General features: G+C 64.5%; 10 protein-coding genes and 2 rRNA genes. 7 read left to right on the top strand and 5 right to left on the bottom strand.

Features of this window, described 5'->3' with window-relative positions:
• Together MTX34_RS13925 and rrf are read left to right on the top strand one after the other, a co-directional pair.
• Window positions 1-101 (top strand): 23S ribosomal RNA (locus MTX34_RS13925); the annotation flags it as partial.
• A 159-nt stretch (window positions 102-260) separates the two neighbouring features.
• Window positions 261-377, top strand: a 5S ribosomal RNA gene (gene rrf, locus MTX34_RS13920).
• Between the two features lie 859 nt (window positions 378-1236).
• On the opposite strand, the gene MTX34_RS13915 is transcribed toward rrf, so the two are convergent.
• Window positions 1237-2826, bottom strand: a complete 1590-nt coding sequence (locus MTX34_RS13915; protein ID WP_243609754.1) for an adenylate/guanylate cyclase domain-containing protein — start codon at window positions 2824-2826, stop codon at window positions 1237-1239.
• Between the two features lie 43 nt (window positions 2827-2869).
• Here MTX34_RS13915 and nucS point away from each other — a divergent pair, with 43 nt between their 5' ends.
• Window positions 2870-3541, top strand: a complete 672-nt coding sequence (gene nucS / locus MTX34_RS13910) for an endonuclease NucS (RefSeq protein WP_243594195.1) — start codon at window positions 2870-2872, stop codon at window positions 3539-3541.
• A gap of 41 nt (window positions 3542-3582) precedes the next feature.
• Entirely contained in the window at window positions 3583-3900 is a 318-nt protein-coding gene (locus MTX34_RS13905; RefSeq protein WP_243594194.1) for an ATP/GTP-binding protein, read from the top strand.
• A 30-nt stretch (window positions 3901-3930) separates the two neighbouring features.
• Here MTX34_RS13905 and MTX34_RS13900 read toward each other — a convergent pair whose 3' ends face one another.
• Window positions 3931-4881, bottom strand: a complete 951-nt coding sequence (locus MTX34_RS13900; protein ID WP_243609753.1) for a hypothetical protein — start codon at window positions 4879-4881, stop codon at window positions 3931-3933.
• Between the two features lie 59 nt (window positions 4882-4940).
• Entirely contained in the window at window positions 4941-5423 is a 483-nt protein-coding gene (gene mce / locus MTX34_RS13895; RefSeq protein ID WP_374230246.1) for a methylmalonyl-CoA epimerase, read from the bottom strand.
• A gap of 105 nt (window positions 5424-5528) precedes the next feature.
• Between mce and MTX34_RS13890 the strand changes: the two genes are divergently transcribed.
• From MTX34_RS13890 to MTX34_RS13880, 3 genes are all read left to right on the top strand, one after another.
• Window positions 5529-6719, top strand: coding sequence for an acetyl-CoA C-acetyltransferase (locus tag MTX34_RS13890; protein WP_243609752.1), 1191 nt, complete (start codon window positions 5529-5531; stop codon window positions 6717-6719).
• Window positions 6720-6797: 78 nt separating this feature from the next.
• Window positions 6798-7160, top strand: a complete 363-nt coding sequence (locus tag MTX34_RS13885) for a DUF3817 domain-containing protein (protein ID WP_279393223.1) — start codon at window positions 6798-6800, stop codon at window positions 7158-7160.
• 104 nt (window positions 7161-7264) lie between these two features.
• Window positions 7265-8152, top strand: a complete 888-nt coding sequence (locus MTX34_RS13880; RefSeq protein WP_243609763.1) for a tetratricopeptide repeat protein — start codon at window positions 7265-7267, stop codon at window positions 8150-8152.
• Window positions 8153-8156: 4 nt separating this feature from the next.
• On the opposite strand, the gene MTX34_RS13875 is transcribed toward MTX34_RS13880, so the two are convergent.
• Window positions 8157-9605 (bottom strand): metallopeptidase, encoded by a 1449-nt coding sequence (locus MTX34_RS13875; RefSeq protein WP_243609751.1) that lies wholly within the window; start codon window positions 9603-9605, stop codon window positions 8157-8159.
• A complete protein-coding gene (gene glgB / locus MTX34_RS13870) occupies window positions 9606-11807 on the bottom strand; it encodes a 1,4-alpha-glucan branching protein GlgB (protein WP_243594188.1) in 2202 nt (733 codons plus the stop codon).
• Between the last annotated feature and the right edge of the window lie 11 nt (window positions 11808-11818).

Genomic DNA, 11818 nt, shown 5'->3' with positions numbered 1-11818 from the left:
GGGGGTAAGGCCCCCGGCAGACCACCGGGTTGATAGGCCAGAACTGGAAGTCGGGTAACCGATGCAGGTGACTGGTACTAATAGGCCGAGGACTTACCACAAAGAAGCTACGCGTCCACTGTGCAATATCTGAAACAACACACGAGTTGATTCAGCAAACACAATCGAATACAGGTCCATGACGAAACACGACCCCTGACAGCACATGTGAGGGAGTGTGTTCTCCGACTGAGACCGCTCGTGACACTGTTTCACAGAGTTACGGCGGCCATAGCGGAGGGGAAACGCCCGGTCCCATTCCGAACCCGGAAGCTAAGCCCTCCAGCGCCGATGGTACTGCACTCGACAGGGTGTGGGAGAGTAGGACACCGCCGAACACAACTTGAACCAAACAACCCCCGACCTCACGGTCGGGGGTTGTTTGCATTCGAAACCGTTACTGCTGCAACAGTATTCGTGGCCTTGTCCGTATTCGGTATCCCTGAATTCCAGGGCTCCGACATCTGCACCGCAAGTCCGATCATTGTGATGCGGGCGCGTGTCTCGCCCCCACCCGGGTCGCACACGCGAGCGCACTCGCCAGACGCGAGCAGAACAGCGACACCAGACCGCGCGCACCTGACAAACGCGCGCGCGTTCGCACAAGCCAGGCAGGGCGGCCGCGGCTCCGGCCATCCTGGACAGGGCCGGCCCCTGACGCCGGGCACCTGCCTCGCCAACTCCAACCCCCGTCGCAAACGCGAGCGCACTCGCCAGACGCGAGCAGAACCGTGAGACCAGACTGCGCGCACCTGACAAACGCGCGCGCATTCGCATAAACCAGAGGTTCCAGCTCCACGTCGCCGCCAATAGTGCCGATCGTCGACTCGTTCCTGTCACCCCCCACCCTGGTCGCAAACGCGTGCGCGTTTGCCAGACGCGAGCAGAACCGTGAGACCAGACTGCGAGCACCTGGCAAATGCGCGCGCGTTTGCGGGCCGCCGAACCGGACTGAACCCCAACAACTCGATTACTGCTATCGAGGCGTGGCGGTGAGGGTAGGCGGGCTTACGCAACACCTGGATTCTGCAGACGCGCTCGCCTTCGCAAGGCGCGCGCAGAATCGTCAGCGATTTCGTGAGCGTTCGACAAACGCGAGCGCGTTTGCGAGGGGGACCGGGCAATAGAAGGCCGAGTCGTCAAAGATGAAAACGGCAGGGACGCAGGGCACTACGCCTACTGAGCCCAACGATCGGGTCAGGCGTGAACGGCTTCGGGCTTGTCCGCCGCGACCTTGACGTCCTTCGGATTTGCGAGAACTGTTTCCGCAGACCGTCCGCGCAGGGTGACTGCATCACCGAATTCCCAACGATGCGCCTCGTCGTCGGCGGCACCGTCTACTGCGGTCTTGGACGCAAGGATCGCCCCTGGAGCGTTCTTCGCCAGCTCGGAGAGGCGAGCGGCTTCGTTCACCGGATCTCCGATGACCGTGTACTCGAATCGGGACTTCGCACCGACGTTGCCGGCGACTGCGCGTCCCGCCGCAACGCCCACTGCGGCACTGCATTCGGGGACTTCGACCAGCAACCGTCGGGCAATGGCTCGTGCTGCGGCCAATGCGGAGCCGCAGTGGTCGGTGATTTCGTTGGGAGCTCCGAAGATTGCCAGCGCAGCGTCGCCCTCGAATTTGTTGATGAAACCCCCGTGGTCGTCGACCTCGTCGACGACCACGGCGAAGAATCGATTGAGTAGGTCCACGACCTCGGTAGGGGGCCGGGATGCTGCCAGCTCGGTCGAACCCACGAGGTCGATGAAGAACACCGCGATGTCCCGTTCCTGTCCGCCGAGTTCGCTGTCGGACTGCAGTGCCTTTTCGGCAACCTCATGGCCGACGTGCCTACCGAAGAGGTCGCGGATCTTCTCCCGGTCGCGCACCCCGTCGGCCATCCGGTTGAATCCGCTCTGGAGCTCACCGAGTTCGGTGCCGTCGTACACCGCGAGGCGGACGTCCATGTTGCCCTTCTCCACCTCGGCCATCCCCGCCCGTACGTTGTTGATGGGCGAGGTAGTTGCGAATCCGCCGAGCACTGTCAATGCGAAACCGAAGATGATGGTGATTCCGCCGAGCGCAAGGATGGAGACGGCGAGCTGGTTGGCGCTCGTCTCGGGTCTGAGGAAGCGGAAGACCGCGATCATCATCAGTCCGGAGACCGGAACACCGGTCCCCAACAACCACGACAGGATCGACCGTCCCATGACACCGGCGATCCGGATACGACGTGGATCGCCTGCCTCGAGCGCCCGAGCCGCAATGGGGCGAAGCGCGAACTCACTGAGCAGGTAGCTGAAAGCGCAGACGACTGTGCCGCCCGCGGCGATCGTGAACGCAACTTTGGGTATCGCCTGAGGATCGATGATGCCGTCGATCGTGGTCAGCAGGATCAACGCGCCGGTCCACAGTGCGACCTGCATGCGCGTCAGGCGCCACGGCATGGCGAGAGTCGCGACCTGCTCGGATCGTGTCGGTCGACGATCCTCGATGCCCCACCGCAGGCTGCTCAGCGCGCTTGTGGTTCCCCAGACGACGCCGACCAGGAAGGCGAGAAAGACGTAAACCGGCACGACGATGAAATTGACCCACCAGTATCGATCCATGTCCAGGACGTCCGGGCCCGGAACCACGACACTGATCAGAACGCCCACGATGACCGCGCCGATCAAGTTCGACAGGACCAAGAAGACGGTCAGCAGCAGCTGAATTCGGATCCGTCGTCGACGTGGCGACTCGGAGGTGTCGCCGAGCAGTCGGGAACCCAGGGGAGCGGCAGATCGTCTCAGTTGCGGCATGGTCGTCACAGACTAACGGGGGGTCCTGCCTTAAGGTGGTCGAGTGCGTCTAGTTATTGCTCGTTGCCAAGTCGACTACGTCGGCCGCCTCACCGCACACCTTCCGTCCGCTCGTCGCCTGCTCCTCGTCAAGTCCGACGGATCGGTGAGCGTGCACGCGGACGACCGGGCCTACAAACCGCTCAACTGGATGTCTCCGCCCTGCTGGACGGTCGAGACCACCGAGGGCGAGACGATCAAGTGGATCGTCACCAACAAGGCCGGCGAGGAACTTCGCATCACCATCGACGACGTCGAGCTCGACTCGAGTCACGAGCTCGGCATCGATCCCGGGTTGGTGAAAGACGGTGTGGAGGCCCATCTTCAAGAGTTGTTGGCCGAGCACGTCAGCACGTTGGGCGATGGCTACACGCTCGTTCGTCGTGAATACATGACGGCCATCGGACCGGTGGATCTGCTGTGCCGGAACGCAGATGGCGGAACAGTGGCAGTGGAGATCAAGCGGCGCGGTGAGATCGACGGCGTCGAACAGCTGACTCGTTATCTGGAGCTGCTCAATCGTGATCCCCTGCTGGCTCCGGTCAGCGGAGTGTTCGCTGCGCAGGTCATCAAGCCGCAGGCGAAGACACTGGCCACCGATCGCGGTATTCGTTGTCTCACACTCGACTACGACGTCCTACGGGGAACCGACAGTACCGAGTTCCGTCTTTTCTGACGACTGTCGGTATCGGTCGACCCGTTCTCTACACTGGACGAGTGCCTCGTCGTAATCAGCCCCGCAGACCGAATCGGAGCGGTCCGAGTGATCTCGGTCCGCCCACCGATTCCGTGCTGGGTGGCAACCGGGTCGAGGTCGGTCCGGACGGAGACACCTACACGACGCGCATGGTCCCGGGTGCCAAGGCGGTCAAGACCTATCGCTGTCCCGGCTGCGATCACGAGGTGCGGCCGGGCGTCGCGCACATCGTTGCGTGGCCGTCGGACGACTTCGGCGGTGCAGACAATCGTCGGCATTGGCACACCGGGTGTTGGTCGGGCCGAAATACGCGAGGCCTCACCCGCAGGTGGTCGTAGCGGGGGAGGCCAGGCGCAGGACGAAAAGAGTCAGGACGTGGAGTCAGCCGATTCCTTCTCGTCCTCGGCCTTCGCTGCAGCTTTCTCCTCTTCCTTCTTCAGGATCGCGGTCGGGTCGGGATTGTCGAGTAGTTCGCTCTCTCGATTGACCGAGGCGAGCATCGCCGGTACCGAATCGAGCTGACCGCGAATTCCGAGCAGCTGGGCCAGCACTCGACTGCGCAGTACACGCAGTTCCTCGGCCAGTTCCTTGGAGTGCGCGATCCGCCGCTCGGCCTGTTCGCTGGCGGACTGAAGCCGTCGCGCAGCCTCGGTTGTCGCCTCTTCGATGCGGCGGGCGGCATCGGACTTGCTCGACGCTTCGAGCTCTTCGAGGGCGGAGAGGACCTTGGTGCGGCGCTCGGCCATCGTGATCTCGAAGTCCTCCTGAACCTCGGCGCGCTTGGCCTCGGATTCGGCGGCCAGCTTGTCGCGTTCGGCCTGCGCGGCCTCGACCACGCGAGCCGCCTCGGTACGCGCCTGGGCCATGGTCTGCTCGTGCTCGGCCTCGAGTGCCGTCCGGCGCTCTTCGAGTTCGGCCACCAGCGACTCGTGCCGTCCGCGCAGACGTGCACTTTCCTGCTGCGCAACCGAGATCATTTCCTCGGACTCCGAGTGCGCTTTCGCGCGGACCTCGGATGCCTCGTCCGACGCCAGCCGCAGCATGCGCGAGATTCGGTCGCTCATGCCCTCCGCGGTGGTGGGCGGAACCGACAAGCGATCGATGTCCTTGCGGAGTTCGTCGATCTCGTCTCGAGCGTCGTCGAGTTGCTTCGCCAGATCACGCGCCTGCGCTGCAGCTGCATCACGATCGGCGGTCGTCAGCCGTAGTTCGGCGTCGAACCGCTCGAAGTAGTTGGTGACTTCGTCGCGATCGAACCCCTTCCGGACGATGGAAAAGGGAAGTTGCACCGCGGAGGTGCGCTCATGATCGATGGCCATGGCCGTCAATTTACCGGTGAGTCAAGTAGAGAGCCATACGGCTGATTCACAGAGTTCGATCAGTGCGCGTCGGGGTTCGGTTCGACGAGTTCGATGAGCACGCCACCGGCGTCCTTGGGGTGGACGAAGTTGATCCGAGAATCGGCGGTGCCACGGCGCGGGGCGTCGTACAGCAACCGAACGCCGCGAGCGCGTAGCTCGGTCGAGATCTCGTCGATGTCGGTGACGCGGTACGCCAGCTGCTGCAGTCCCGGGCCGTTGCGGCCGATGAACTTGGCGATGGTGGACGACTCATCGATCGGGGCGAGCAACTGCAGTGCAGCGGACTTCTCCGGTGCTCCGGGGAACGAGAGCATCGCCTCCCGCACGCCCTGTTCCTCGTTGATCTCTTCGTGCACCGCAACCATCCCGAGGTGATCGGTGTACCAGGCGATGGCGGCGTCGAGATCGGGCACCGCGACACCCGCGTGGTCGATAGCCGTCACCAGGTCGGAGCGCAGCGGGGCTCCCGTGTAAGACTGCGTGCTGGAGGTCATGGCCATGACGTTAGCGCCAGCTGCGTTTCGGTGCTTCGCCCGGCCGGTATCGGCAGGCGGCGTCGGAGCGTTGATCTCGACAAGGCCGTCTTCACACTTTCGGAGGAAATCGTGACCACAACAGTCATCGTCGCCGGTGCTCGCACGCCGGTCGGGCGCTTCTCGGGCGCACTCAAGGACTTCTCGGGATCGGACCTCGGCGGGATCGCCATCAAGGGTGCACTCGAGCAGGCCGGTGTTGCTCCGGATCAGGTCGATTACGTCATCATGGGGCAGGTTCTCACCGCCGGAGCCGGCCAGATCCCGGCACGTCAGGCAGCTGTTGCTGCCGGCATTCCGATGACCGTGCCCGCATTGACGATCAACAAGGTCTGCTTGTCCGGTGTCGATGCCATCGCGCTGGCCGATCAGCTCGTCCGCGCCGGAGAATTCGAGATCGTCGTCGCCGGTGGCCAGGAGTCGATGACCCAGGCTCCGCACATGCTCGAGAAGTCGCGCGCGGGATTCAAGTACGGCGATGTGACGATGCGGGATCACCTGGCGTACGACGGTCTCTACGACATCTTCACCGACCAGGCCATGGGTGCGCTCACCGAGCAGCGCAACCAGAACACCGAGGTCATCACTCGCGAAGAGCAGGACACCTTCGCCGCCGCGTCGCATCAGAAGGCCGCTGCGGCCTGGAAGAACGGCGTCTTCGACAACGAAGTGGTCCCGGTGTCGATTCCGCAGCGCAAGGGCGAGCCGATCCAGTTCACCGCGGACGAAGGCATTCGCGCCGACACCACCGTCGATTCCCTTGGCAAGCTTCGCCCTGCCTTCGACAAGGCAGGCACCGTCACCGCGGGTTCGGCGTCGCAGATCTCCGACGGTGCTGCCGCCGTTGTGGTGATGAGCAAGGAGAAGGCGGAGTCGCTCGGTCTGACGTGGCTCGCGGAGATCGGTGCCCACGGTGTGGTGGCCGGTCCCGACTCCACGCTGCAGTCGCAGCCGGCTCGCGCGATCGCCAAGGCATGCGAGAAGGACGGCATCGATCCGAAGGACCTCGACGTCGTCGAGATCAACGAGGCGTTCGCGGCGGTCGGAATCGCGTCGACACGAGAACTCGGCATCGATCCGGAGATCGTGAACGTCAACGGTGGGGCGATCTCGATCGGGCATCCCCTCGGCATGTCGGGAGCTCGCATTGCTCTGCATCTGGCTCTCGAGCTGCAGCGACGCGGCGGCGGAGTGGGCGCGGCCGCGCTGTGCGGCGGCGGTGGACAGGGCGACGCCCTCATCGTTCGAGTACCGAAGCAGTAGGACTCGTAGTGGCTCTGGAGAAGAACTGAGACCAGAGCCACTACGTTCTGTCGTAGCAAACCGGGCACAATAGCGGGCATGACCAATTTCTTCGACCTGAGCAGCACAGCGAAACGCTTCCGTTTCGTCGCCGTGCTCGAAGCGTTCACCTGGCTCGGACTGCTGATCGGCATGGCCTTCAAATACATCCCCGCCGACGGCAACGAGATCGGCGTCAAGATCTTCGGGCCGATCCATGGCGGCGTGTTCGTCGTGTACTTGGCCGTCGCCGTGCTGACGGCAGTGAAGCTGAAGTGGGACGTCAAGGCGACCTTGCTCGCACTCGTCGCGGCGTTTCCCCCGTTCGGCACCGTCGTCTTCGAGATCTGGGCCGCGCGCACCGGACGCCTCGCCGAGCTGAGCACCGGCCGGCCCGTCGCCGACGCGAAGGTTCCGTCCTGACTGCCCGCCAGTGGATGACGCATCGGGTTAGTGACAAACTGTAGGACGTGACTCGACCCGGTTCCCGTCCTCCCGTCCGCCCGTCAGCTGCCGTCCCCGCCTCGATTGCCGGTGCTGTCGACTTGTCCGTTCTGAAGGACCGTCCGGCACCTGCTCCTGCGGCCGAGCCCGCCGGTGAAGCCGGGGGACTGGCACCGATCGTGGACGTGACCGCGGCGACGTTCGAGGCCGAGGTTCTGCAACGATCCACACAGGTCCCGGTGATCGTCGATCTCGGTTCCGCCCGGTCCCCGCAATCGCAGGCGTTGACGCGTCAGCTCGGGCAACTGGCCGTTGAGGCCGCGGGTACGTGGGTGCTCGCGCGGGTCGATGTCGATTCCAATCCGCAGATCGCGCAGGCGTTCGGTGTGAAAGCCATTCCGACGGTGGTAGCCGTTGCAGCCGGTCAGCCGCTGGCCGACTTCGAGGGAACGCAGTCGGACGAGCAGCTGCGTCAGTGGCTACAGGCCGTCGAGCAGGCGACTGCGGGAAAGCTCACCGGGCCTCCCGGAGTCGCGGCTGCCGAACCGGAACCCGAGATCGAGGATCCGCGGATCGTCGCAGCCGAAGAGGCCATCGACGAGGGCGACTTCGACAAGGCAGAAGCTGCCTACCAAGCGATCATCGACGCCGAACCGAAGAACACAGAGGCTGTCGCCGCGTTGCGCCAGGTCAAGTTTCTCGCGCGAGTACAGAATCTGGCACCCGACGCAATTGCTGTCGCCGATGCCGACGCCGGAAACGTGCAGGCTCGGATCGATGCCGCGGACGCCGAGATGGCCGGTCAGCAACCGGAGCAGGCCTTCGCTCGTCTGATCGACGGAATCAAGATCAGTGCAGGCGACGACCGAACTACGCTGCGCACCCGTCTGCTCGAGTTGTTCGAGTTGTTCGACTCGGCCGATCCGCTGGTCGTCTCTGCACGGCGCAAGCTCGCTTCGGCGCTGTACTGACCCGTCAGTTGTAGCGCGCGTCGCACCGTTCCTTGCCGCCGAGAACTCCCGAACGGAACGCATCGACCCGAGAGAAGCCGGACGGCAGCGTCGTACCGTTGATGTCGCTGGCGGCGAGGCCGTCGCTGAGCAGTCCCGATACGGCTTCGTCGAGGTCGCCGGGGGACAGCACTATGTCGAGGCCGGTGTCACCGTTCTCGGCGCTCATCGCCGAGGTGATGACGCCGGACAAACACGCCGATCGTAAGGCGGTCTGTGGGTCGTCGAGCCGCTGGCCTGCTTCCTTCTGCACCGCGAGCGTGTAGCGCGAGGCGAAGAGCACGTAGGCGCTGTAGTCGCCGGAGACGTTGAGCGGCAGGATATCTCCGCGTTGTGGGGTCTCGGGTTGTCCGATTTCGGCCAGGTCCTCGACGTCGACACCGATGGTATTGGTCGACGGGCAGTACGACACCGGCGCGGTCGCCTCGGCGTCGGAACACCCGGTGTCCGACCCGGAGTAGTCGACGGTCGGCGGATCGGCCACGGGCAGCACCGCTTCGAAGGACCGAGTGAACAACCCGAGGGTGTCCTCGGTGACCGGTAGCTCACCGGAGTCGTCCGCGTCACTGAACTTCTGCGGCAACGATGCTCGACGCGAATCTATCTCGGCCTCGTCGATGCCGATGCAGGCTGCCGCGCCGTCGGTGAACCCGATCTGCACTGCGGTGACGCGCTCGAAGGCCGAACCGTGCACCGATTCGGGATCGTTGGGATCGACGTCGCGCACGGCAACGGTTGCTGCGAGAACGCCGTTGAGCCCGTCGGAGGTGTTGATGGTGAAATGCGGCGCATCGTCTTCGGCGACGTGGCGGATGAACGCACCGGCGAAACAGTCGGCCTGTTGTTCGGCAACGATGGTCGGGGTGTCGTCGCCGACGAGACCCGACTGGTGCTGAATGGCATGGCCGTACTCGTGGGCGATCACCATCACCACCGACATCGGCCCGAAGGCATCGACCAGAGCCGGCAGCAGAATGGTGCGATCCCAGCCGATCGAGTCGTCGCGGGTGCAGTACGCGGCGTTGGGAATACCGCCGGTGCGGTCTCCGCAGAATCGGACGCCCGATCCCTCGTCCTCGGACGCGTCCCACGAGACGATCTCGGACACCGGGGTGAACGAACCCTTGAACAGGTTCGGATACTGCTGTTCCCAGAATCGTTGGATGTCGTCGACCGCGTTCGTGGCGAGGATGTCGGAGTCGGTGCCCTCGGCGTTCTCGACTGTGATGGTCGAATCGGGGACACCGGGACGCGGTCCGCTCGGGCCGCTGGTGACGGGAAGTCCGGCGACGCTGAACGGATTCTCGTAGATCGATACGGCGTTTCCGCTGACGGTCTGCGCGCAGGCGGTCAGCACGAGCAGCCCTGCGGTGGCGGCCGCGGCCAGAAGTCGGGGTGTGCGGCCGCCACTCATCTACTGCTCCAGTTTGATCCAGATCGCCCCGTTGGCAGGTAGGGCGACCTGGCCTGACGCCGGTCGACCGTGCCACGAGTGCGATGTTGCCGTCACTTCACCCAGGTTGCCCACACCGGAGCCGCCGTATTCCGTTGCATCGGTGTTGAGAATCTCGATCCAACGGCCTGGTTCCGGTAGTCCCACACGATAGCTGCCGTGCTCGGTCCCGGAGAAGTTGAAAATACACGCGATGACCGAACCGTCGGACCCGTACCGCAGAAAGCTCAGCACGTTGTTCTCGGTGTCGTTGGCGTCGATCCACGAGTACCCGCTGGGGGAGGTGTCGAGTGTCCACAGTGCCGGATGTGACCGGTAGGTCGAGTTGAGATCGGACACAAGGGTTTTGACGCCGTTGTGCAGTGGCTCCTCGTCGATCTGGTACCAGTCCAGACCGCGCTCCTCGGACCACTCACGAGTCTGTCCGAACTCCTGTCCCATGAACAGCAGTTGCTTACCGGGGTGCGCCCACATGTAGGCGAGCATGCCGCGCAGACCGGCCGCCTTGGCGTAGTCGTCGCCGGGCATCCGAGTCCACAGCGTGCCCTTGCCGTGCACCACCTCGTCGTGGCTGATGGGAAGCAGATAGTTCTCGCTCCACGCGTAGACGAGCGAGAACGTGACCTCGTGGTGGTGGTAGCTGCGGTGGATGGGATCACGCCCGAGGAAGCCAAGGGTGTCGTGCATCCAACCCATGTTCCACTTCATGTTGAACCCGAGTCCGCCGACATTCGTCGGGCGGGTGACGCCGGGCCATGCCGTCGACTCCTCCGCCACAGTGACGACACCGCGGTGCTTCTTGTGCACCGTTGCGTTCATCTCCTGCAGGAAGGTGACGGCCTCGAGGTTTTCACGGCCCCCGTAGATGTTCGGCGACCAGCCGCCCTCGGGACGGGAGTAGTCCAGGTACAGCATCGACGCCACCGCGTCGACCCGCAGCCCGTCGATGTGGAACTCGTCGATCCAGTACAGCGCGTTCGCGACCAGGAAGTTGCGAACCTCGCGTCGTCCGAAATCGAAAACGAGTGTGCCCCAGTCGAGTTGCTCGCCGCGCTGCGGGTCGCCGTGCTCGTAGAGCGGGCCACCGTCGAACCGGGCCAGGGCCCATTCGTCCTTGGGGAAGTGCGCGGGAACCCAGTCGACGATCACGCCGATTCCGGCGCTGTGCAGGTGGTCGACGAAGTAGCGGAAATCGTCGGGGCTGCCGAACCGCGAAGTCGGTGCGTAGTACGACGTGACCTGGTAGCCCCAGGAGCCGCCGAACGGATGCTCGGCGACCGGGAGCAGCTCCACGTGGGTGAAGCCGGTCTCGGTGATGTACTCGGCCAGTTGCTCGGCGAGCTCGCGGTACCCGAGGCCCGGTCGCCAGGACGCCAGGTGGATCTCGTAGACGCTCATCGGAGCCTGCGTCGGCTCGATGCCGGCCCTGGTATCGAGCCAGGCGTCGTCGTTCCAGGTGTACGAGGATGCGGTGACGACCGAGGCCGTCGACGGGGGGATCTCGGTAGCAAAGGCCATCGGATCGGCCTTGTCCTTGACCGAGCCGTCGGAGCCGTGGACGCGGAACTTGTACAACGCGCCCGGCGCGATGTCGGGAGCGAAGACTTCCCACACGCCGGTCGAGCCGAGTGCTCGCATCGGCCAGCTGCGCCCGGTCCAGCCGTCGAAGTCGCCGACGAGCGTGACGCCCTGGGCAGCGGGAGCCCATACCGCGAACGACGTGCCGGTGACGGGGCCGTCCGGTGTCGCGTAGGACTGCTGATGTGCGCCGAGGATGTCCCAGAGCCGTTCGTGCCTGCCCTCGCCGAACAGGTGGAGATCGAGTTCGCCGAGAGTGGGCAGGAACCGATACCCGTCGGCGGACTCGGAGACGTGCCCACCGGGCCAGGTCACCACGAGCCGATAGTCGATCAGGTCCTCGAACGGCAACAGCACCGAGAAGAGCCCGTGCGCGACGTGGGTCAATTCGTGGTCGACGCCACCGATGCGGGCGACGACCTTCTCGGCGTCGGGTTTGAGCGCTCGAATCGCCGTGCCGCCCGGCATCGGGTGAGCGCCGAGTACGGAATGCGGGTTGTAGTGCCGCCCCGCGGCGATGAGTTCGAGATCGTTGTCGGACGGGGCTGCGACGGTGTCTTCGGGCGTCGTCGGATTCTCGGTCACGTTGAATCCCT

The organism is Rhodococcus sp. ARC_M5 (assembly GCF_022810405.1).
Classification (GTDB): Bacteria; Actinomycetota; Actinomycetes; order Mycobacteriales; family Mycobacteriaceae; genus Rhodococcoides; species Rhodococcoides navarretei.
This window is presented reverse-complemented; position numbering and strand designations above follow the sequence as displayed.

Excerpts from the sequence above, each read along its gene's own strand:
- MTX34_RS13875 (WP_243609751.1), bottom strand. The coding sequence starts at position 9,605 with ATGAGTGGCGGCCGCACACCCCGACTTCTGGCCGCGGCCGCCACCGCA.
- MTX34_RS13885 (WP_279393223.1), top strand. The coding sequence starts at position 6,798 with ATGACCAATTTCTTCGACCTGAGCAGCACAGCGAAACGCTTCCGTTTC.
- MTX34_RS13900 (WP_243609753.1), bottom strand. The coding sequence starts at position 4,881 with ATGGCCATCGATCATGAGCGCACCTCCGCGGTGCAACTTCCCTTTTCC.
- mce (WP_374230246.1), bottom strand. The coding sequence starts at position 5,423 with ATGGCCATGACCTCCAGCACGCAGTCTTACACGGGAGCCCCGCTGCGC.
- MTX34_RS13915 (WP_243609754.1), bottom strand. The coding sequence starts at position 2,826 with ATGCCGCAACTGAGACGATCTGCCGCTCCCCTGGGTTCCCGACTGCTC.